General features: G+C 62.5%; 23 protein-coding genes. 3 read left to right on the top strand and 20 right to left on the bottom strand.

Annotated elements, in window-relative coordinates:
- Window positions 1-18 precede the first annotated feature (18 nt).
- The 8 genes from EEQ99_RS14860 to EEQ99_RS14825 form a co-directional block, all read right to left on the bottom strand.
- Window positions 19-909, bottom strand: coding sequence for a mechanosensitive ion channel family protein (locus EEQ99_RS14860; protein ID WP_063474243.1), 891 nt, complete (start codon window positions 907-909; stop codon window positions 19-21).
- 57 nt (window positions 910-966) lie between these two features.
- Entirely contained in the window at window positions 967-1,497 is a 531-nt protein-coding gene (locus tag EEQ99_RS14855; protein WP_063474244.1) for a tyrosine phosphatase family protein, read from the bottom strand.
- The gene (locus EEQ99_RS14850) at window positions 1,494-2,102 is read right to left on the bottom strand and encodes an HD domain-containing protein (RefSeq protein WP_047616273.1); all 609 of its coding nucleotides are present in this window, start codon (window positions 2,100-2,102) and stop codon (window positions 1,494-1,496) included. The genes EEQ99_RS14855 and EEQ99_RS14850 overlap by 4 nt, the downstream gene beginning before the upstream one ends.
- Complete coding sequence (gene ygfZ / locus EEQ99_RS14845; RefSeq protein ID WP_097631121.1) at window positions 2,099-2,962, bottom strand: CAF17-like 4Fe-4S cluster assembly/insertion protein YgfZ; 864 nt, start codon at window positions 2,960-2,962, stop codon at window positions 2,099-2,101. Before ygfZ ends, EEQ99_RS14850 begins: the two co-directional genes overlap by 4 nt.
- A 99-nt stretch (window positions 2,963-3,061) precedes the next feature.
- The gene (locus tag EEQ99_RS14840; RefSeq protein ID WP_047616275.1) at window positions 3,062-3,820 is read right to left on the bottom strand and encodes a hypothetical protein; all 759 of its coding nucleotides are present in this window, start codon (window positions 3,818-3,820) and stop codon (window positions 3,062-3,064) included.
- Between the two features lie 19 nt (window positions 3,821-3,839).
- Window positions 3,840-4,097 carry a hypothetical protein gene (locus EEQ99_RS14835; RefSeq protein WP_047616277.1) on the bottom strand — a complete coding sequence of 86 codons (258 nt, stop codon included), beginning with the start codon at window positions 4,095-4,097 and terminating at the stop codon, window positions 3,840-3,842.
- A 103-nt stretch (window positions 4,098-4,200) separates the two neighbouring features.
- Complete coding sequence (locus tag EEQ99_RS14830) at window positions 4,201-4,647, bottom strand: TIGR02301 family protein (RefSeq protein ID WP_063474246.1); 447 nt, start codon at window positions 4,645-4,647, stop codon at window positions 4,201-4,203.
- A 34-nt stretch (window positions 4,648-4,681) separates the two neighbouring features.
- Window positions 4,682-5,098 (bottom strand): NUDIX hydrolase, encoded by a 417-nt coding sequence (locus tag EEQ99_RS14825; protein ID WP_127430668.1) that lies wholly within the window; start codon window positions 5,096-5,098, stop codon window positions 4,682-4,684.
- Window positions 5,099-5,169: 71 nt separating this feature from the next.
- Between EEQ99_RS14825 and EEQ99_RS14820 the strand changes: the two genes are divergently transcribed.
- Both EEQ99_RS14820 and EEQ99_RS14815 read left to right on the top strand, forming a co-directional pair.
- The gene (locus EEQ99_RS14820; protein WP_047616284.1) at window positions 5,170-5,490 is read left to right on the top strand and encodes a YnfA family protein; all 321 of its coding nucleotides are present in this window, start codon (window positions 5,170-5,172) and stop codon (window positions 5,488-5,490) included.
- Window positions 5,491-5,531: 41 nt separating this feature from the next.
- Window positions 5,532-6,296 (top strand): SOS response-associated peptidase, encoded by a 765-nt coding sequence (locus EEQ99_RS14815; RefSeq protein WP_097542971.1) that lies wholly within the window; start codon window positions 5,532-5,534, stop codon window positions 6,294-6,296.
- Window positions 6,297-6,520: 224 nt separating this feature from the next.
- Here the strand turns inward: EEQ99_RS14815 and EEQ99_RS34620 are convergent, their stop codons facing one another.
- From EEQ99_RS34620 to EEQ99_RS14795, 5 genes are all read right to left on the bottom strand, one after another.
- The gene (locus tag EEQ99_RS34620) at window positions 6,521-6,667 is read right to left on the bottom strand and encodes a hypothetical protein (protein ID WP_164735938.1); all 147 of its coding nucleotides are present in this window, start codon (window positions 6,665-6,667) and stop codon (window positions 6,521-6,523) included.
- Between the two features lie 310 nt (window positions 6,668-6,977).
- Window positions 6,978-7,823: a CDP-diacylglycerol--serine O-phosphatidyltransferase gene (pssA, locus tag EEQ99_RS14810; RefSeq protein WP_048338675.1), complete on the bottom strand. Its 846-nt coding sequence runs from the start codon at window positions 7,821-7,823 to the stop codon at window positions 6,978-6,980.
- A gap of 75 nt (window positions 7,824-7,898) precedes the next feature.
- Window positions 7,899-8,834, bottom strand: coding sequence for a phosphatidylserine decarboxylase (locus EEQ99_RS14805; protein WP_280178078.1), 936 nt, complete (start codon window positions 8,832-8,834; stop codon window positions 7,899-7,901).
- Complete coding sequence (locus EEQ99_RS14800; RefSeq protein WP_047616292.1) at window positions 8,732-10,609, bottom strand: ABCB family ABC transporter ATP-binding protein/permease; 1,878 nt, start codon at window positions 10,607-10,609, stop codon at window positions 8,732-8,734. The genes EEQ99_RS14805 and EEQ99_RS14800 overlap by 103 nt, the downstream gene beginning before the upstream one ends.
- Before the next feature lie 207 nt (window positions 10,610-10,816).
- Entirely contained in the window at window positions 10,817-12,841 is a 2,025-nt protein-coding gene (locus tag EEQ99_RS14795; RefSeq protein ID WP_047616293.1) for a LysM peptidoglycan-binding domain-containing protein, read from the bottom strand.
- A gap of 154 nt (window positions 12,842-12,995) precedes the next feature.
- Here EEQ99_RS14795 and EEQ99_RS14790 point away from each other — a divergent pair, with 154 nt between their 5' ends.
- Window positions 12,996-13,619, top strand: coding sequence for an LOG family protein (locus EEQ99_RS14790; protein ID WP_080759971.1), 624 nt, complete (start codon window positions 12,996-12,998; stop codon window positions 13,617-13,619).
- Between the two features lie 106 nt (window positions 13,620-13,725).
- Here the strand turns inward: EEQ99_RS14790 and rarD are convergent, their stop codons facing one another.
- The 7 genes from rarD to cysS form a co-directional block, all read right to left on the bottom strand.
- On the bottom strand, window positions 13,726-14,640 hold the full coding sequence (rarD, locus tag EEQ99_RS14785; protein WP_127430690.1) for an EamA family transporter RarD: 915 nt from the start codon (window positions 14,638-14,640) through the stop codon (window positions 13,726-13,728).
- Between the two features lie 189 nt (window positions 14,641-14,829).
- A complete protein-coding gene (cimA, locus tag EEQ99_RS14780; protein WP_047616297.1) occupies window positions 14,830-16,443 on the bottom strand; it encodes a citramalate synthase in 1,614 nt (537 codons plus the stop codon).
- 164 nt (window positions 16,444-16,607) lie between these two features.
- Window positions 16,608-17,567 (bottom strand): prolyl aminopeptidase, encoded by a 960-nt coding sequence (gene pip / locus EEQ99_RS14775; RefSeq protein ID WP_127430667.1) that lies wholly within the window; start codon window positions 17,565-17,567, stop codon window positions 16,608-16,610.
- On the bottom strand, window positions 17,564-18,040 hold the full coding sequence (locus EEQ99_RS14770; RefSeq protein ID WP_028756965.1) for a GFA family protein: 477 nt from the start codon (window positions 18,038-18,040) through the stop codon (window positions 17,564-17,566). Before EEQ99_RS14770 ends, pip begins: the two co-directional genes overlap by 4 nt.
- Window positions 18,037-18,525, bottom strand: coding sequence for a GFA family protein (locus EEQ99_RS14765; protein WP_063474252.1), 489 nt, complete (start codon window positions 18,523-18,525; stop codon window positions 18,037-18,039). The genes EEQ99_RS14770 and EEQ99_RS14765 overlap by 4 nt, the downstream gene beginning before the upstream one ends.
- Window positions 18,522-18,998: a GFA family protein gene (locus EEQ99_RS14760; RefSeq protein WP_063474253.1), complete on the bottom strand. Its 477-nt coding sequence runs from the start codon at window positions 18,996-18,998 to the stop codon at window positions 18,522-18,524. The genes EEQ99_RS14765 and EEQ99_RS14760 overlap by 4 nt, the downstream gene beginning before the upstream one ends.
- The gene (cysS, locus tag EEQ99_RS14755) at window positions 18,995-20,386 is read right to left on the bottom strand and encodes a cysteine--tRNA ligase (protein ID WP_127430666.1); all 1,392 of its coding nucleotides are present in this window, start codon (window positions 20,384-20,386) and stop codon (window positions 18,995-18,997) included. Before cysS ends, EEQ99_RS14760 begins: the two co-directional genes overlap by 4 nt.
- Window positions 20,387-20,623 lie beyond the last annotated feature (237 nt).

Raw genomic sequence — 20,623 nt, 5'->3', positions numbered from 1 at the left:
AAGGCGCGCTGTAACCTTTCATTGCCGTGTCGCCGCCTGCTTTTCGGCCGCCGTCCTGCCGTTGGACTTCTTTGTCGGTGTTGCGTCTGAGGTATCCGACAGCGTGGCCGGACGACCCTTCTCGTCGAAGGCGAGTTTCACGCGCTTCACCATGTCACGGCTGAGCGACCACCAGTCGCCGGTCTTTGCCCAGTAGCGCAGCGTTACGAAGATCGCGCCGTCAGCGATGCTGTCGATAAAGACGCTGGGAGCCGGTGATGGCAGCACCCGCGAATCGGCTTTGGCGAGGCCCATCAGCGTCCCCATCGCCAGATCGATATCATCCTCATAGGCGACCTTGATCTTCACATCGTTCTGCCGCGTGGGCTCGCGGCTGAAATTGGTAATCGGCGTGTTCCAGAGCGTCGAATTCGGCGCCAATCGGTAGAGCCCGTCGCCGGTCCTGAGTTCGGTCGCAAACAATCCGATTTCGCGCACCGTGCCGGCCACGCTGCTGGTTTCGATATATTCCCCGACGCGAAACGGCCTGAGGATCAACAGCATGATGCCCGCAGCGATATTCTGCAGCGTCCCTTGCAGCGCCAGTCCGATCGCGAGGCCGGCTGCGCCGAGTGCCGCGATGATCGAGGCGGTCTGGACGCCGAACTGGCCGAGGACGGTGATGAACACCAGGATGAGCAGCGCATAGCGCAGCACGTTGGTGAAGAATCGCGCCAACGTCTCGTCTATGCCACGGACACGCGACAGGCCTTCATAGGCCCAGCGGCTGGTAAAGCCGGCAAGCGCCCAGCCAAGAACAAGCAGGATCACCGCGCCGAGGACGGAGAAGGAATACTGCACCGCCAGCGCGCTTGCCTGGCTGAGTGCGGTTTGCGTGGCGAGGAGGACATCGGCTGCCTGTTGTTCCATGATCTGGCCCTGTCGTTGTGCTTGGTCGGGGGCTAGATGGAGCGGCTGGCGGCAGCGTCAACCGCAGGCGGTGTCCCGGATATCAAGCACGAAGGGCGCATTGCCGTCGGCATCGGCACCGCGGCCGATCGCCCGCACCGCCGCGACCAACCGGCCGCCGCGGTCAAGCAGCGCGTCACCGATCTCGACCAGCCGGGTATTCGGTGTTGCGAAAGGCGAGGCGGCCCGCAGCCGGCGGGCAAGCGTTCCCTCGCTCTGATCCGGTGCCAGCGACAGGGCGGCGATCAGGGCTGCGGCCGGCGATCGCGACACGCCCATCCAGCAATGGATGAGCAGCGGCGTCTCCTGCCGCCACGAGGCGGCAAAGTCGATAATCCCGCGCACATGCGTCTCGTCAGGCGCTACGAGATTGCCGGTGCCCTTGAAGGCGATGTCGTTCATACCGAGCGTCAGATGGCGATCGGCCGCGATCACGCCCGGCCGGTGAAAGGCCTGCTCCTTGGCAATCAGGCTGATCATGTCGCGCGCCTTGTGGCGCACCGCCATTTCCGCGATGCGGGCCAGCGGCGAGACGACGATGAAGCTCACGATACCGTCTCCCGCTCGGCGTCGATCGCCGCGAAACGCTCGCAGAACAACCGCTGCGCTTCGATCGCCGGCAAGGGCTCGATCATCAGCATGTCCTTGCTGATGCCGCGTGGCTGGCCGAAGAATTTCTGCGCCTCGGCGGGCGTGAAGCCGGCAAGCACCGTCGCTTCGAAATAGGCGGCGATCGCGTCGGCCTTCTTGATCCGGTCCTTGAGGTCGCGCGAGGGGTGCGGTGGCAGGCCGAAGCGCAGGTGCACGGCGGCCTCCAATCGCTTTTCCACCGTCTTGTAGCCGCCGCCGACCACCGATTTGAACGGCGATATCATATCGCCGATCACATATTCGGGTGCATCATGCAACAGCGCCATCAGGCACTCCTGCGGCCGCGCGTCGTTGAAGCGGCGGAAAATATCCTCGACGACGAGACTGTGCTGGGCCACCGAAAAAGCATGATCGCCTGAGGTCTGGCCGTTCCAGCGGGCAACGCGCGCAAGCCCATGGGCGATGTCGGCGAGTTCGACGTCGAGCGGCGAGGGGTCGAGCAGGTCGAGCCTGCGCCCGGACAGCATGCGTTGCCAGGCGCGCGGAGTTTTCGCCGTTGTCACGCGCTGGCCTCGTCGGCGCTGGCGGGAAAGACAAGGCCGGACCATGCCGGCAGGACGAGGGAAACAGGCGTTTCGCCGGCGAGCAGCGGCGTGCCTGCCGCCATCGCGGCGCCGGCGCGGTCGATGCGCACGATCGCAAGCCCATGGCCGCCTTCGACGGAGCCGAGCGTTCCCACGGGCTTGCCGGCGGCGGTGATCTCCGTCCCGGTCTCCGGCAAGGCTGTTGCGGCGGACACCGTGACGACGCGCCGGCGCGCGGTGCCGCGGTGCTGCATCCGCGAGACGACCTCCTGGCCGACATAGCAGCCTTTCCGGAAGGAGAGGCCGCCGTTGAAATCCATCAGCACGTCATGCGGGAAGGCGTCCTGCAAGGCGAAGTCCGATCCCGATGTAACGATGCCGTGGCTGATGCGCAGCGCGTCGTAGAGCGCTTCCTGGCCGTCGCCATGTTTGCCGGGACGTCGGATCAGCGTGACGCCGGCCTTGGCAAAGCGGCTATCCCGGACGCCTTGGCTGTCTCGGACGCCTTGGCTGCCGTCGGCGTCCTCATCCCAGGAAACGGTGACGCCCTCTTCGGCACTCGGCGCAAGTGTGACGGCGGCGCGCAGCTTGTACATGGTCAGCCGCTTCAGCAGGCCGTCGCGCTGGCCGGCATCGGTTTCGATCCTGTAGCCGTCGCCGTCCTGCCAGATCATGAAGTCGAACAGGATCTTGCCCTGCGGTGTCAGCAGTGCCCCGGGCCGCGCCTCGTCGGCGCCGAGCGAGGTGATATCGGTGGTGATCAGGTTCTGCAGGAAGGATTGGGCTTCCGCACCGCTGACGAGAAGCAATGAGCGGTCTTTCAGGAATACGGCTGGCATGGCGGAACCTGTCGCGTTGGTCATCGCTCAGAGGTATGTCTTCATGAGGTGGATCGCAAGCGCCATGCGAGATGTGAAAGGCGCAAGTGAGACGGGGTGTCAGTCGCCCGCCGTGAAGAATTTCCATTTGCCCGCAGGTGTGATGCCGAGGCGGTAGAAATTATATCCGCCGAACTCCTGCATGTCGGAGAGATCGCCGGCGGTGACGATGCGCAGCAGCTCGACGCGCTCCGGCGGCGTCAGCGACTTCAGATCCTTCTCGGCAAAATAGGGCCAGACATACATGTCGTCTGCTGTGCCCTGGCCGACATGCACGAAACCGGTCGAGACGATGTCGAGCATGATGGCAAGAATCTCGTCTCCGTCAGGATCGCCTGAAAGATCCTTCAGCGTGCCGATCGGATCGTCGGTCGGCTCGCCTACCGTCACCTGCGTCTGTTCGGCGCCGGTGCCCATCAGCGGCCGCAGCCGTTCGAGATCGCCGGAGGCGGCCGCCTCGACGATCTGCTCACGCATTTTGCGAACCGGCTCCGGCACCTTGCCGATATCGTAGATCACCTCGACGGGCTTGGAAGCATCCTGGGCGCCGGGCGTCTTGTCGACACCCTGATTGTTCTGGCTGTTGACCAGCGGATCAGCCATCGGAACACCGGGAGTGGTCCCGCCTTGCGGCTGGCTCTGTCCCTGAGCGTTTCCCTGCGCGGGCGGAGTGTCGTTGGCCGCCTGGCCCGGGATCTTGTGCAGTTCGGAAAGCGCATAGGCTGCCGGCGCGAGGAGAACATTGCCGACGGCGAGGCTGAACGCAAGCAGCACCGGCGCGAGGGGAGTTCGCGAAATTTTCTCTTTACCGGGGCGCATCAATCTCTCTGATTGGTCGTTATTGCAGGGTGCGGTTCGCGGAGAATTCGCCGGCAAGCATGCGCTCACGCAGCGAATCCAGCAGGGCTTCGGCACTGTTTTCCCCATGCAATCTGATCGTCTCGCGCAGCGCATGCGCAATGGCTGCATCAGCGATGATTTCAGGCTCGATTCCGTCGGCCATGCCGTCGGCCCAAGCCTCGTTCTGGTACTCCAGAGCCGCCTGCATCTTTTCGTGGACGATCATGTCGTCGATGTCGTTGAGGCTTGCTTCCATTGTTTTTTCCTCAGAACTTCTCATGTCTTACTGCACCGTTAACAACACTAACAGCCTTTTCCCAAAACGACACGTCCGCATGCGAAAACAGGTTAATTTAAGGTTAATTTCCAAAGCGCGAGGTAATTTCTGTGGCGAGTGTTGCACCTTCGTTACGGTAGCGCTCTTCTGCCACGATGGCCGCCGGGGTGCAATCCGTATAGACCGAGGCGAAGGTGCGATAGCCGCGATTGAAGGCCGCTGTGAGCTTTTCCCGGCGCTGCGGTTCGTTGCCGGTCTCCGAATCGAGCAGTTGCTGCATGCCGTCTCGCCACTCGTCGCCGCCCGCCGCCTTGCAGAGCGTTCTGAGATAATGCACCGATCCCAGCACTTCGGCGAGCCGCGCCAGCTTGTCATCATAGGGCACGGCTACAGCAGGCGGCGGCGCAATTTCCTCCTCCTGTGGAGGCGGCGTATTCTTGCCCTGCGCCATCGTGGGGCCGGCGAGCACGAGCAGGGCCAGGAAAACGCGTCGAACGGGAATCATGCTCGTAGTTGATACGCTGAGCATGACGGCAACAAGGCGTGCCTGAAAGTTTCCACTTCTATTCGCCGCGCGAAAGCCGCTCCGCGCATTCGAGCACGCTCTGCGGAACCGGCAGCCGCCGGATTTCCTCCACCGTGTACCAACCGAGGGCGGCCGCATCGTCGGCGGCTTCCGCCACCGCGTCGCGATCCGCGTCGACGCGAAAGACCGACAGCAGGAAATGGCTGTTGATGCTGCCGTCGGCCGCATGCGTCTTCAGGTCATAGGTCGAAAACAGCCGCGGATTGCGAGCGGAAATGCCGGTTTCCTCGCGGAATTCCCGCAATGCCGTTTCCTCCGGCGTTTCGCCGGGTTCGGCACGTCCGCCGGGAAAGGCATACATGTCGGCTGAAGGCGGGTTGCGTCGCAACACCAGAAGGAATCGTCCGTCACGTTCGAGAATGGCGGCGGAGCCGGGTTTGGCGGTGGATGTCATCGGGCCTGCTCTTGCTGTGATCGCCCATCTTATCGGATGAAGAGTGCGGCGGGGATTCGAAAGGTGCTTCCGTGACCTACATCATCTTTGCGTTTGCCGCTCTCTTCGAGATCGCTGGCTGCTTTGCCTTCTGGGCATGGCTGAAGCTCGAAAAGCCCGCTTGGTGGCTGGCGCCGGGCATGGTCTCCCTGGCGCTTTTCGCCTGGCTTCTGACGCTGGTTCCGAGCGAGGCCGCCGGCCGTACCTTCGCAGCCTATGGCGGCATCTACATCCTCGCCTCGCTGCTCTGGCTGTGGCTGGTTGAGAGCCGCGTGCCGGACCGTTACGACATCGGCGGCGCGCTGATCTGCCTTGCCGGCGCCAGCCTCATCCTCTTCGCGCCGAGAGGTTGAGGCGCCTTGACCGGACACGAGCTGGGTGCAAAAACACGCCGATGTGTGGACGTTTCTCCCTGACAAGCTCCCGCGGCGACCTGCGCGATTTCTTCTCCGGTCTCGATCTCGACGATTTTCCGGCGCGCTACAATATTGCGCCGACGCAGCCGATCCTCGTCGTCATCGCGGGCGAGGGCAGGGAGCAGGGCAGCAATCTGCCCGACCGGCGCGCCGTGCTCGTGCGCTGGGGTCTCACGCCGGGCTGGGTCAAGGACCCGAAGGATTTCCCGCTGCTGATCAATGCGCGCTCCGAAACCGCGATCGGCAAAGCCTCCTTCCGCGCCGCCATGCGCCATCGCCGCGTGCTCATTCCGGCCTCCGGCTTCTATGAATGGCATCGCCCGTCCAAGGAAAGCGGCGAGCGGCCGCAGGCCTACTGGATCAGGCCGCGCCAGGGCGGGGTCATCGCCTTTGCCGGGCTGATGGAGACATGGTCCTCGGCCGACGGCTCCGAGGTCGATACCGGCGCGATCCTGACGACATCGGCCAATTCAGGCATATCGGCGATCCACGATCGCATGCCTGTCGTCATCAGACCTGAGGATTTCTCGCGCTGGCTCGATTGCAAGACGCAAGAACCACGCGACGTGGCCGACCTGATGCAGCCCGTTCAGGATGATTTTTTTGAAGCCGTCCCGGTCTCCGACAAGGTCAACAAGGTTGCCAATATGGGGCCGGACCTGCAGCAGCCGGTCGTCATCGAAAAGCCGCTGAGGGCGCCCGAGAAGCAAAAGCCGGAAGACGGCCAACTCAGCTTCTTCTGAACGATATCCTAAGATGTTCAGGGCCGCCGGCGGCCTATCGGCGCCGACATCTCACATCAGCGGCGGCGTCACGTCGCTTCGTCCATCAGGTTTTTCGGGTTGTGCTTATGTCGCCAGAGCGTTGTTAGGAGATTTCCGGCGATCGCCTCGTCATTCACTTCGTCAGCGGTGCCTAACGCATGTAACCCGAAAGCACGCATAATCCCAATTTGAAGTCTTCCGCCTCAAGCGGATTTCTTGACGCTGGTCGGCTTATGCTTTGCCATCAGCGATGCTGCGGCAACAGCCTTCAGGCCGACGGGGCGATAGTTGGCGGCGAGGTCTGGCTTGGACGCCTGCTGTTCGCCGGTACTGCTCTTCTTCGAAGTCACGATACTCTCCTTACGTGGTTCTTCCCTGGGTATTTTATGGTTTGATGTTTGGTCACGAATAGCGACAAAACGGGGGCGTAGCTTATCAGGATTTGTAAACGCCGACCATAATTCGCGAGGCTTAACTGAAGCCTACGTTGGTTAATACTTACTGAAGGGAGCGGTTCCAATAAAAGCGCGAAAGCGGTTTTCTGGGGAAAAGCGCGCAACGGTTTTCACCGGGATAAAGCGCCTGCTTTCCCGGGGATAGCTGAGAATGAAGGAAAAGAAGCATTTCCGTCATTTGGAGAAATCCGGAAATGCTCGAAGATCAGATGTGCCGGCCGATATCGTCGTCGCCGACGCCGGGTTCCTCGATCGTCAGGGTCCCGTATTTCCGCTGCCATTTCCGTGCGCCGAAGGGAAGCGAAACGAGGTAGGCGGCAACGGTAAAGACCATTACCTCCCAGGTGTAGCTCATCAGCAGCGCCACATAGAGCACGACGCCGAGCATCATCGGCAGCACGAGATCGCGCCGCAGACGGTTGCCTTCCGATTTGCCCGACCAGACCGGCAGCCGGCTGATCAGCAGGAAGGCGATCAGCACCGTGTAGATCGACGAGAGATAGGCGAAGGTGCGGTCCGTTGCCAGTCCGAGGAAGCCGAGATAGACCGGCAGCAGCACCAGCATGGCGCCGGCCGGCGCCGGCACGCCGACGAAATATTCCGATTGCCAGCTCGCCTTGTTCTCGCGTTCTGACATGACGTTGAAGCGGGCAAGGCGAAGTCCGGCGGCGATCGCATAGATCAGGGCGGCGATCCAGCCGAGCGAACGCGCCTGGTCGAGGGCGAAGACATAGACGACGAGGGCGGGCGCGACGCCGAAATTGACGATGTCGGCAAGCGAATCCATCTGCGCGCCGAACTTCGAGGTCGCCTTCATCAGCCGCGCCACGCGCCCGTCGATGCCATCGAGGAAGGCGGCGAGCAGCACCATGGCGACGGCGAGCTCGTAACGATTCTCGAAAGCCAGCCGGATGCCGGTCAACCCGGCGCAGATCGCCAGAATGGTGATGAGGTTCGGAAAGACGAGCCGGAGCGGGATTTCGCGCAGACGCGGGCCGCGGGCGGAATCATCCGGCCCATTGGGCTCGAAAGGCGGAAAAGGCGTTTCCATATCGCGTTCCAATCGTTCCTAAAGCAATTCCAGCAAGGCTGCCCAGCGGTCGCTTCCGTGAAAAGCTGAACCGCTTTAGCTGCGGCGGCTGATGACAGGACCCTTGGCGGAGGCGAATTCGGCAATCACGGTTTCGCCGGCAACCGCCGTCTGGCCGAGCGAGACGCGTGGTGCCGCACCGGCGGGCAGGAACACGTCGAGTCGCGAGCCGAAACGGATCAGCCCGAAGCGCTCGCCGGCATCCACCGGCTCGTTCGGGTTCGCCCAGCAGAGGATGCGCCGCGCCACCAGGCCGGCAATCTGCACGACGCCGATCTGGCCGTGGCGGGTTTCGATCACCAGTCCGTTGCGCTCATTGTCCTCGCTCGCCTTGTCGAGTTCGGCGTTGACGAAGCTGCCGGGGCGGTAGTTGATGCTGACGATCCGCCCCCGCATTGGCGCCCGGTTCACATGGCAATTGAAGACGTTCATGAAGACCGAGATGCGCAGCATCGGCTCGGAGCCGAGGTCGAGCTCGGCCGGCGGCGTCACCATCTGGATCGCCGAGACCTTGCCGTCGGCAGGAGAGATCACCAGATCGTCGTCCTGCGGGGTCACGCGCTCCGGATCGCGGAAGAAATAGGCGCACCACAGCGTGAAGATCATGCCGATCCAGAAGAGCGGCTTGAAGATCCAGCCCAAGACCAGCGATGCGACGAAGAAGGCGGCAACGAAGGGATAACCCTCCTTGTGCACGGGGACGATCGTGTTGCGAACCGTGTTGAACAGGCTCATGCTGCCGGTCTCCTTGCGTTGTCGTTTTTTGCTGGTTAGCGAAAAACCGTCTCCGGGGCAATGCTGTGGCCCTGGCCCTGGTTCCCATGCCGGGGTTCTGAACAACAAAAGCCGGCCGGCGCCGGTTTCCAGGTTCAGCTTGCCGGAGCAAGCCGCGTGATCACGCCCATGTCGTCGCTTTCGCGCACCTGCTTCAGATGTTCCTCCGCCTGTGTCGCCTCGCGCTGGCGGTTCCACATCGAGGCATAGAGGCCGTTCCTTTCGAGCAGGGCGGCATGTGTGCCGCGCTCGGCGATCTCGCCGCTTTTGAGCACGATGATTTCATCGGCGCTGATGACCGTCGAAAGCCGGTGGGCGATAACAAGCGTCGTGCGGTTCTTCGAGACCACGTCGAGCGCCGTCTGGATCTCCCGCTCCGTCGTCGTGTCGAGCGCCGACGTCGCCTCGTCGAGGATCAGGATCGGCGGCGCCTTGAGGATGGTGCGGGCGATTGCCACCCGCTGCTTCTCGCCGCCGGAAAGTTTGAGCCCACGCTCGCCGACCTTGGTTTCGAACCCCTCGGGCAGCGTTTCGATGAAATGCGCGATCTGCGCCACCTCGGCCGCCGCAAAGACCTCGCCGTCGCTGGCCGATGTGCGGCCATAGCGGATGTTGTAGGCGACCGTGTCGTTGAAGAGCACCGTATCCTGCGGCACCATGCCGATATGAGAGCGCAGGCTCTTCTGCGTCACCGTGCGGATATCCTGGCCGTCGACGGTGATCGCGCCGCTCTGAATATCGTAGAAACGATAGAGCAGCCGTGACAGCGTCGATTTGCCGGCACCCGACGGACCGACGACGGCGACCGTCTTGCCGGCCGGCACCTCGAAGGAAATGCCCTTCAGGATCGGACGGGCCGGATCGTAGGCGAAGTGCACGTCCTTGAAAGAGATTGCGCCCTGGCCGATCCTGAGCTCGCTCGCATCGGGTGCGTCTTTGACCTCGGACTTCACCTCGAGCAGGTCGAACATCTGCTCGATGTCGGTCAGCCCCTGGCGAATTTCGCGGTAGACGAAGCCGATGAAGTTGAGCGGCACGGAAAGCTGCAGCAGCATCGAATTGACGAAGACGAAATCGCCGACCGTCTGCTCGCCGCGCTGCACCGCCAGTGCCGACAGCACCAGCATGATAGTCGTGCCGATGCCGAAGATGACGCCCTGGCCGAAGTTCAGCCAGCCGAGCGAGGTCCAGACATCGGTCGCCGCCTTTTCGTAGCGTTCCATCGATTTGTCGAAGCGCTTTGCCTCCATTTCCTCATTGCCGAAATATTTGACGGTCTCGAAATTGAGGAGGGAGTCGATCGCCTTGGTGTTGGCGTCGGTATCGCTGTCGTTCATCGACCGGCGGATGGCGATGCGCCAGTCGGATGCGCGGATCGTGAACCAGATATAGGCCCAGACGGTGAAGGCGGTGACGGCGAGATAGGAGAAACCGTAACCCCACCAGAAGATCACCGCCGTCAGCAGGAATTCGATGACGGTTGGGACCGAATTGAGGATCGTGAAGCGTACGATCGTCTCGATGCCCTTGGTGCCGCGCTCGATGATGCGCGAAAGCCCGCCGGTCTTGCGCTCGAGATGGAAGCGCAGCGACAGTTCGTGCATGTGCACGAAGGTCCTGTAGGCGAGTTGGCGCACCGCATGTTGCCCGACGCTGGCAAAGAGCGCGTCGCGCAGTTGGTTGAGGCCGAGCTGGATCAGCCGGGTGATGTTGTAGGCGATGACAAGGGCGATGGCGCCGGCAAAGAGCGGCGGCACGGAGCCGGCAAGATCCATCCTGCCGTTCAGCGCATCGGTCGACCACTTGAAGAAATAGGGAACCAGCAGCAATACGAATTTGGAGATCAGCAGGTAGACCGAGGCCCAGACGACGCGCATCTTGAGGTCGCTTCGGCCGGCCGGCCACATATAGGGCCAGAGGTTGAGAAGTGTGCGCAGCAGATTGGATTCCGAGACTGTCTTGCCGTTTGCCATGCTTATCTCCAGCCCGGACGAAATGTACCGTCGTAGCGGCGCTTCGATGCCGGCAAAGCGCGGAATCGGAATGTGCCTGAAGGCGTTTCCCACAACCCGCAGCCGCCAGATAGGGTGCCGCGCGGACGAATACAACACGTGCGGGCTTCAGGAAAAGAGAAGCCGGGCGGGTTATCCCGCCCGGCCTCGTCATGTTGTTGTTGGAGCTTAGAGCCGCTGACCGGAAAGACGCTTGCGGTGCAGCTCTTCGGCATTCGGCAACACATCCTTCGGCAGGCCGAAGATCTGGCCGGGGCGGATGCGATCGGGATTGATGATCTTGTCTTCGTTGGCGATGTAGATCGTCGTGTAGCGCACGCCGAGGCCATAGGTGCGGCGTGAGATCTGCCACAGCGTGTCGCCGCGGCGAATGATGACCGCCGCGTTGTTTGCCGTCAGCGGCGCCTGTTCGATCGTCTTCGGCTCATTGCTGCCGATGTCGTTTGCAGTGGGTGCCGCCGGAGCGGGTGCAGCGGTGAGTTCGGCAATCATGCCGCCCAGCCTGTCGAGTGCGGCGCCGACGGACTTCGCATCCCCGGGCAGGCTTTGCAGCAGCTTCAGCGCATTGCCGGCGACCTGCGACGAAGAGCCGGAGGCTTGTTTGAAGGCGTCCGGGGCATCGGCCGCCGGGCGGAAGTCGGCGACGGAGCGCAGCGCGAATTCCGTTGCCGAGCGCGCCGCCGCAAGCTGTTCGGCGCCAGGCAGCTTGCCGTCGGCAAACAGCCCCTTCAGCAGGCCGAAGGCCTTGCCGGCCTCGGCCTTGAGCTTGCCGAGCTCGCCTTCGTCGAGCGGCACCATCGAGGAGGCGCCACTCGCATCGGCCGGGACCGATTGCGCCGCGACCCTCACCTGATCGCCGGCCGGGCGATTGAAATTCACCGCCGCGCGCACGATCACTTTCCCTGTGGGGTCGACGACGTCGACGCGGATTTTGTGGTCGCCGACCGAAAGCGCCACCACGCCGTCGATGACGAAATGACCGTCGGTGCCGGCCGTGTCCTGGCCGATGAGGTTGTCGTCTGCATAGCCGATGACCTTGGCATTGGAGCGCGTCGTGCCGGCAATGAAGATCTTGTTGCCCTCGATCTCGACGGCATTGACCATCACATCGGGCGCAGTCGTCTTGTCAGGTGCGGCCGTGCCGGGAGTGGCCGGTGCCGTATCCGTGCCGCCGGAGGTGTCGGTGACACCAGGCGTCTGCAGCGCCAGCTCGCCGGTCGGCGCAGCCGCGGTTTCGCCCGCCGGCTTGTCCGCAGGCGGCGCCGCCGGATTGGAGGCATCGGCGACTTCGGTTCCGGCCTTCGGCGCGGTGATGATCCGGCTCGCCGCGCCGGGTTTGGAGACCATGGCGAGCAGGTTGGCGCCATTGCCGTCCTTCGGCACTGATATGGTCGCGACCTCTTCGGAAAGCGTGCTCTTGCCGTCCTTGTCCGTGAATTTGAGCACGAGCTGGTGGTCGCCGGCTGGAAGCGGATCGTCGAGGACGGCGGCAAAATCGCCGCTCGCATCGACATTAGCCGTCGTCACCACCTTTTCGCCGTCGAGCACCTCGAGTTTGCCGTTCGGTTCGGCGGAGCCGGCAATCACCGTCGAGCCGTCGGGTTCGACGCGCAAGACGTCGAAAGCCGGAAGCTTCGGTCCGGTATTCGCCGCCGCATTATTCGCAGTTGGGGCGGGCTCGGGCGCACCGGTCAGCGCGGCCTCGGCCCTGGCGACCGCGGCAGACGCATCGGCGATGTTCTCGGGCAGCGACTGAACGATGGCGAGCGCCTTTGCGCCGCCGTCCTTGGCCTTGGCGGCAAGGGTCTGGGTCGCGGGATCGAGACCCTCGGGGATGGCAAAATCGGCAAGTGCCGTCAATGCGTTGACGGCCTTGGTCTTGGCGGCGGTGAAGGCATCGATGGCGGGGCCTTTGCCATCGGCGAACAGCGCCTTGAGCTCGCTGAGCGACACGCCGGCATCGGCCGAAAGACGACCCACCTTATCGGCGACCGCAGCCGTGTCGGCGATGGTGGAGCGTGATGTCTTTGCCGCCTCGTTGACCGTGTTCTTGAGCTCCGTGCTTGCCTGGTTGATGGCGTCGCCGACCTTGGTTGCATCGCCGCCGATGCGCGGCATGACGAAAAACACCATCAATAGGATTGCGATTACGAGGACTGCAAGAGCCAGCAAGCCGGCACGGTTCTTCATCATTATGTCTCCCAAGGCGGCAATTTGCCGTAGTAACCAAAATTGCTAGCGATTCCCGTTGCTTTTCACAAGCATTCAAAGCAATTAGGCAAGCTAGGCATGCTGCTTTTCAGTCAATTTTCTTGACTGCATTGAAATGGAATAGTTGTTTGCCTCTATGACCGAACAATCTGTATCGATTCGATCCATCTGCGTTTACTGCGGCTCAAGGCCGGGACGCGATCCTTCCCACATGGCGGCCGGGCGTGCTCTCGGAAGAGAGATCGCCGAATACGGCCTGCGCCTCGTCTATGGCGGGGGTACCAAAGGCATCATGGGCGCGGTTGCGAGCGGCGTTCTTTCAGGCGGCGGTCAGGTGACGGGCATCATTCCCGAATTCCTGATCGATATGGAAGCGACTCGCCACTCGCTCGGTCAGCTCAACGAACTCATTGTAACCCCTGACATGCACGCGCGCAAACACACCATGTTCGAGCGCTCCGATGCTTTCGTCGCACTGCCCGGCGGCATCGGTACGCTGGAGGAGATCGTCGAGATCATGACCTGGGCGCAGCTCGGCCGCCACGAGAAGCCGATGGTCTTCGCCAACATCAACGGTTTCTGGGATCCGATGATGGAACTGATGCGCCATATGACCGAAGAGGGCTTCCTGCACACCGCCCACCGGGTTCAGCCGCTCGTCGTCGACGAGATCTCCGGCATCATCCCGGCGATCATGGCCCAGGCAGCCCAGCTCGCCGCCGATCGTGACGGCGAGGAGGACGTGATTTCGAAGATGTAGGGTTTCAATGCAGGTCGCCCCAGCGGTTTTGGGACAACGGCATGCATAGAACAAAGACCTGAAGCGCGTCGCGTGACTCCGGTTTGACGCGACGCCATTTGGCGCTTCAGCGTCCGCGGCTCCCCTTCAGCATCGACCAGCTATAGAGGAACAGCCCCGCCCAGATCAGCGGGAAGGCGATCATGCGCGCCGTGCCGAGTGGCTCGTGGAAGACGAAAACCGCGATCAGGAAGATCATTGTCGGCGCGATATACTGCATGATGCCGATCGTCGAGAGCTTCAGGAGCTTGGCGCCGTTCGCATAGATCATCAGCGGCACGGCGGTGATGACGCCGCAGCCGAGCAGCAGGGTCGTGTCGGCGAGGCCGGTGCGGTAGAGATGACCCTGGCCGCTGCCGAATTCGAGATAGAGGATATAGAGCAGGGCCGGGCCGCTCAGGATCAGCACTTCGAGGAAGAAGCCCTGGTTCGGCCCGAGCGGCAGCGTCTTGCGCAGCAGGGCATAAAAACCCCAGCTGATTGCCAGCGTCAGCGCCACCCACGGGATGCCGCCGCTATCCAGCGCGAGAACGGCGACGGCGAGGGCTGCCAGTCCGATCGCCGCCATCTGCAGCGGCTGCAGCTTTTCCTTGAGGATCACCGCGCCGAGAAAGATGCTGAACAGCGGATTGATGAAATAGCCAAGCGCCGCATCGAGCGAATGGCCGGCGCCGATCGCCCAGACATAGGTGCCCCAGTTGACGGTGATCAGCGACGCCGTCAGCGCCCCCATCGCCAGCATGGGCGGCGAGCGGAGCGCGGCACGGATATCCCCGGTGCGTCCGAGCACGACCAGCACTAGGCCTGCCAGCGGCAGCGACCAGACGATGCGATGGGCGATCACCTCGGCCGGCGAAATATGCGCCACCGCCTTCATGTAGATCGGCAGGAAGCCCCAGAGCAGATAGGCCGTCAGCGCGAAGGCGAACCCGCGCGGACTGTCTTCGTTCTTGGCCAACGGAAGGGATGCATCGGTCGACATCGGTGTTTCCATCTTTGTTCTTCTTCTGATCCGGCCTAGCTTAAGCGCCGTGAATAGGCCAATTCATTTCGTTGAATGAAGGGTGAGAAGATCTGAAGCGCAAGACGCCGGCCGGCATTGGCCGCGGCGACGCCCGAAGGGGACGAACGGTATTTGGATGGGTCTTGTCGCCGAACCGGCGGAATAGACTTATTCCGCCGCGATCTTGCCCGCCAGCTGCCGGTTCTTCATCAGCTTATAGATGACTGAATCCATCAGCGCCTGGAACGAAGCGTCGATGATGTTCTCCGAGACGCCGACCGTCCACCAGCGCACGCCGTCGCTGTCGGTGGATTCGATCAGCACGCGGGTGATCGCCTCCGTGCCGCCATTGAGGATACGCACCTTGAAATCGGCGAGCACCAGATCGTCGATCTCGTGCTGGTACTTGCCGAAATCCTTGCGCAGCGCGAGGTCGAGCGCGTTGACGGGACCTTCGGCATCGGCAACCGACATCAGCGTTTGGCCGTCGATGGTAATCTTGACCACCGCTTCCGAGACGATCTTCACACGGCCAAGACTGTCGAAGCGGCGCTCGATCATGACGCGGAAGCCGTCGATGGTGAAGAATTCGGGGATCGTGCCGAGCGTGCGGCGCGCCAGCAGCTCGAAGCTCGCATCCGCGCCCTCATAGGCATAGCCCGTCGCCTCGCGTTCCTTGACGATCGAGATCAGCAGGTCGAGCTTCGGATCGTCCTTGGCGACCTCGATGCCGCGCCGTTTCAACGCATTGATGAAGTTTGCCTTGCCGCCCTGGTCCGACACCATGACCTTGCGGAAATTGCCGACGCTTTCCGGCGGCACATGTTCATAGGTGCGCGGATCCTTGAGCAGCGCCGAGGCGTGGATGCCGGCCTTGGTGGCGAAGGCGGAAGCGCCGACATAGGGCATCTGGTGATCGGGCGAGCGGTTGAGCAACTCGTCGAAGGCATGCGAGAGCCGGGTGAGGTTGAGCAGCCGCTCCTCGTCAATCGCCGTTTCGAAACGTGTATTGTAGGCGCTCTTCAGCGCCAAGGTCGGGATCAGTGTCACCAGATTGGCATTGCCGCAGCGCTCGCCGATGCCGTTCAGCGTGCCCTGGATCTGCCGGACGCCGGCTTCGACTGCGGCAAGCGAATTGGCGACCGCCTGGCCGGTGTCGTTATGTGCATGGATGCCAAGACAGTGGCCGGGAACACCCGAGGCGATCACCGCCTCGACGATCGCCCGCACCTCCGGGGGCTGCGTGCCGCCATTGGTATCGCAGAGCACGACCCAGCGTGCGCCGCTCTCATAGGCCGTCTTGGCGCAGGCGAGCGCATAGGCCGGATTGGCCTTGAAGCCGTCGAAGAAATGCTCGCAATCGACGATCGCCTCCTTGCCGGCGCCGACCGCCGCTTTGACGCTTTCGCCGATGCATTCGAGGTTTTCCTCATTGGTGCAGCCGAGCGCCACCGCGACGTGATAGTCCCAGCTCTTGGCGACGAAACAGATGGCGTCGCTCTTGGCCTGCAAGAGCCCCGCAATGCCGGGATCGTTGGACACCGAAATGCCTGCCCGTTTCGTCATGCCGAAGGCGACGAAACTGGCCCGGCTGGTGCGCTTCTCGCCGAAGAAGGCAGTATCCGTCGGATTGGCGCCGGGATATCCGCCCTCGACATAATCAAGGCCGAACTCGTCCAGCATGGCGGCGATCGCAATCTTATCCTCGACGGAGAAATCGATGCCGGGCGTCTGCTGCCCGTCCCGGAGCGTCGTGTCAAAGAGATAGATGCGTTCTTTCATGTCGTTTCCTCCCGCCAAGCGGGTGTTGTTTCTGTCGTGCGGATGCCCCCTCATCCGCGCTACGGGCACCTTCTCTCCGAGGGGAGAAGGGTAGCCACGTCGTTCGCCTTGTCCCCTCTACCCTCGGGGAGAGGGTTAGGGTGAGGGGGGCTTCACGGTGTGGCTTATGCCTTCCCGGCAAACTGATCCGTCGCCCGGATCAGCCGATCGAGAATCCCGGGCTCCGAATAGGCATGGCCCGCACCCTCGATCAGATGGAACTCCGCCTTCGGCCAGGCCTTGTGCAACTGCCAGGCATATCTAGCCGGGCAGGGCATGTCGTAGCGGCCATGCACGATGACGCCGGGAATATCCTTGAGCCTGCCGGCATCGCGGATCAGCTGTCCCTCGTCCATCCAGCCGGCATTGACGAAGAAATGGTTCTCGATGCGCGCAAAGGCATAGGCGAATTCCGGCTCCTCGAACTTGCCGCTCGTCGAAGGTTCGGGCAGCAGCGTGATCGTTTCGCCTTCCCAGATACTCCAGGCCTGCGCGGCCTCGAGGCGCACCTTCCTATCCTCGTGCGTCAGGCGGCGATGATAGGCATGCATCATCTCATGCCGCTCTTCCGGCGGAATGGGAGCGATGAAGCGCTCCCACTTATCCGGGAACATTTCCGAGACGCCGAATTGATAGTACCAGTCGAGCTCGGCCTTGGTCAGCGTGTAGATACCGCGCAGGATGAGCTCGGACACGTGCTGCGGATGCGTCTCGGCATAGGCGAGCGCCAGCGTAGAACCCCAGGAGCCGCCGAACACCTGCCAGCTGTCGACGCCGGCCATTTCGCGCAGCCGCTCGATATCGGCGACGAGGTGCCAGGTCGTGTTGGCATTGAGATCCGCATGCTGCGTCGACCTGCCGCAACCGCGCTGGTCGAACAGCATGACGTCGTAAAGCGCGGGATCGAAAAGCCGGCGGTGTGCGGGCGAAAAACCGCCGCCCGGACCGCCATGGAGGAAGACGGCGGGCTTGGCGCCAGGCGTACCGGAGCGCTCCCAATAGATCACATGGCCATCGCCGACATCGAGATGGCCGGACGCATAGGGTTCGATTTCCGGATAGAGCGTGCGCAGGATCTCGGTCATATCTTCACGCCTTTCGCGGGCCAGACTTCTGTGTCGTGATCGGGATGCTGGAAGGAGATGATCGCCTCCTGCCGGGCGTAGAAATCCTGATCCTTCAGCACCGGCGCCTTGAAGATTTCCTCGACCCAGGGCAGGCGGGCCTCGTAGTTGACCTGGATCAGCGGTGCGAGGTCGCTGCGGTCGTCGAAGGTGCCGATCGCAAGCTCCAGTCCGCCCGGATGACGATAGGTCATCGGGGTGCCGCAATTGCTGCAGAAGCCGCGATCGATATTGACCGAGGACTGGAAGTAGCTCGGCTCGCCGCGCGTCCACTCCATGCCTTCCTCAGGCGCGGTGACGAGCGCCGAGAAAAAGCCGCCGAACTGCTTCTGGCACATGCGGCAATGGCAGATCGAGGGACGCCCCAACTTGCCTGAGATGCGGAAGCGCACGGCGCCGCACTGGCATCCGCCTGTCTTGATCGTGTCCGTCATGAGGTCTCTCCGAAAGGCCAGCTTTTCGTGTCGTGGTCGGGGTGCTGATGATTGCTCGCCGCGATCGCATTCTCGCGGTCGGGCGTCTCAGGCTCCGGTTCGAGCGGCAGGCCGTCCAGCGCATGAAACCAGGACATCTTCTGGCCGGTATTCGATTGCGCCACCGGCCTGACCGCGTCGGGCTCGTCGAGCGAGCCGAGCGTGAGGTTGATGAAGTCTTCGCCCGGAATGTCGTAGAACAGCGGCGTGCCGCAATCGCCGCAGAAACCGCGCCGCACCAGATCCGAGGACTGGAACCATTTTGGCGCGCCGCGCGTCATGGTGAAATCGCTGCGCTTCACGCCGGCCAGCGGCATGAAATAATTGCCGGCCGCCTTCTGACACATGCGGCAATGGCAAAGATGGGGATAGCCGAGTTCGCCTTTGGCGCGGTAACGCACCGCCCCGCATTGGCACCCGCCGCTTTTGTCCGTTTCCGTCGTCATTCGAGCTCCTTGGGGGGGCATGCCTGCGTCTCATGATCTGGATGCTGGTAGGAGACAAGCTCGAGCAGGAAGGGAGCGGCTTGCACATCCTCCTCCGTCCTGTGCCCCGGCAATTCGTGCAGATGATCGACGAAACCGATCTTGCCCTCGACGCCGAATTGGACCAGCGGCGGAAACGCCGAAGGATCGTCGAAGGCGCCCGCGGCAATCGCCATTCCATCCGGCGCTTCGTAGGTGAGCGGCGTGCCGCAATCGCCGCAGAAGCCGCGCTCGACGAAATTGGAAGAGCGAAATCTTTTCCGCTCTCCGCGGGTCCATTCGAAATCGGCACCGCGCACCGAGACCAGCGGCGCATAATAAGCCCCGAACGCCTTCTGGCACATGCGGCAATGACAGATCGACGAATCCTTGATGTCCCCGCTGACCCGGAAACGGATCGTCCCGCATTGGCAGCCGCCGGTGTAGGTGGTCATCTCTTGACCTCCCACGTCGTCACGCGCTCGCCTGTCACCGGATCCTTGCCGTCTTTCAGCTGGATACCCTTTGCCGTCAGTTCGTCGCGGATCTTGTCGGCCTCGGTGAAGTTCTTCGCCTTCAGCATTTCGAGACGCATGGCGACCAGCGCATCGATCGCCGATGCGACGGCTTCGTCGATCTCCATCTTTTTCGGCAGCAGGCCCAGAAGGTCGGCCGTTGCCGCAAAGGTGGCGCCCACGGCGGGATCCGTATGGGCGGCCTGCGCCAGTGCATGCAATGCCTGCACCGCCGCCACCGTGTTGAGATCGTCCGCCAGCGCATTCAGCACGCTTTCATCGGGCGCCGCGTCGCCGGCTTCTGTGGCCGGCCATTTGGCGAGCAGACGTTCGGCCTCTTCCAGTCGCTTGATCGAGAAATCGATCGGCTCGCGGTAATGCGTCATCAGCATGGCAAGGCGCAGCACCTGGCCCGGCCATTGGCGGCCGCCGAAAGTATCCGTGTGCAGCAATTCGTGGATGGTGACGAAATTGCCTTCGGATTTCGACATCTTGCGGCCTTCGACCTGCAGGAACCCGTTATGCATCCAGACATTCGCCATCACTTGGGTACCATGGGCGCAGCGCGACTGGGCGATCTCGTTTTCATGGTGCGGGAAGATCAGGTCCAGCCCGCCGCCGTGAATGTCGAAGACATCGCCGAGATAACGCTTGCTCATCGCAGAGCATTCGATGTGCCATCCAGGCCGGCCGCGGCCCCACGGGCTCTCCCAGCCGGGCTCGTTGTGGCTCGACAGTTTCCAGAGCACGAAATCGCCCGGGTTCTTCTTATGCGCGTCGACGGCGATGCGCGCACCTGCCTGCTGCTCGTCGAGCGGACGCTTCGAAAGCTGACCGTAATCCGCCATGGATTTGGTGTCGAACAGCACTTCGCCCGATGCGACATAGGCATGGCCGTTACCGATCAGCTTCTCGATCATCTCGATCATCTCGGCGATGTTGTCGGTGGCGCGCGGTTCGAAATCCGGCTCCAGGCAGCCGAGTTCGGCGACATCGGCGTGAAATTGCGTTTCGGTTTTTTCGGTGACCGCGCGGATCGCCTCATTGAGTGGCAGGCCCGGGTGGTCCCGAAGTGCGCGCGCATTGATCTTGTCATCGACGTCGGTGATGTTGCGGGCGTAAATGACGTGGTCTTTGCCGTAGACATGACGCAGCAGCCGGAACAGCACATCGAAGACGATGACCGGCCGGGCATTGCCGATATGAGCGAAGTCATAGACGGTCGGCCCGCAGACATACATGCGGACAGCGTCGGGATCGATCGGCGAAAACACCGATTTTTCCCGTGTCAGCGTGTTGTACAGCTTCAGTTCCGGCGTCGCGTCCATTCCACTCTCCCAAAGGCACGATCAGAAAAATAATGCGACCGGCGGACCGGGGCGTTTCGCATCTTGACTATTTGGGAGACGAAAACGGCCGGGCCAGCGCTCGCGCTAGCGAATAATCTTCCGGCAGATAATGCAGATAACCGTTTTCATGGCGGGTTTTATGGCCCGGTTCGCGCTTCCGGTCAAGGGGGACGAAGAGCGATCGGCGGCAACAGGATCCATCCATCCGATTCTGCC

This window comes from Rhizobium anhuiense (genome assembly GCF_003985145.1).
GTDB lineage: Bacteria > Pseudomonadota > Alphaproteobacteria > Rhizobiales > Rhizobiaceae > Rhizobium > Rhizobium anhuiense.
This window is presented reverse-complemented; position numbering and strand designations above follow the sequence as displayed.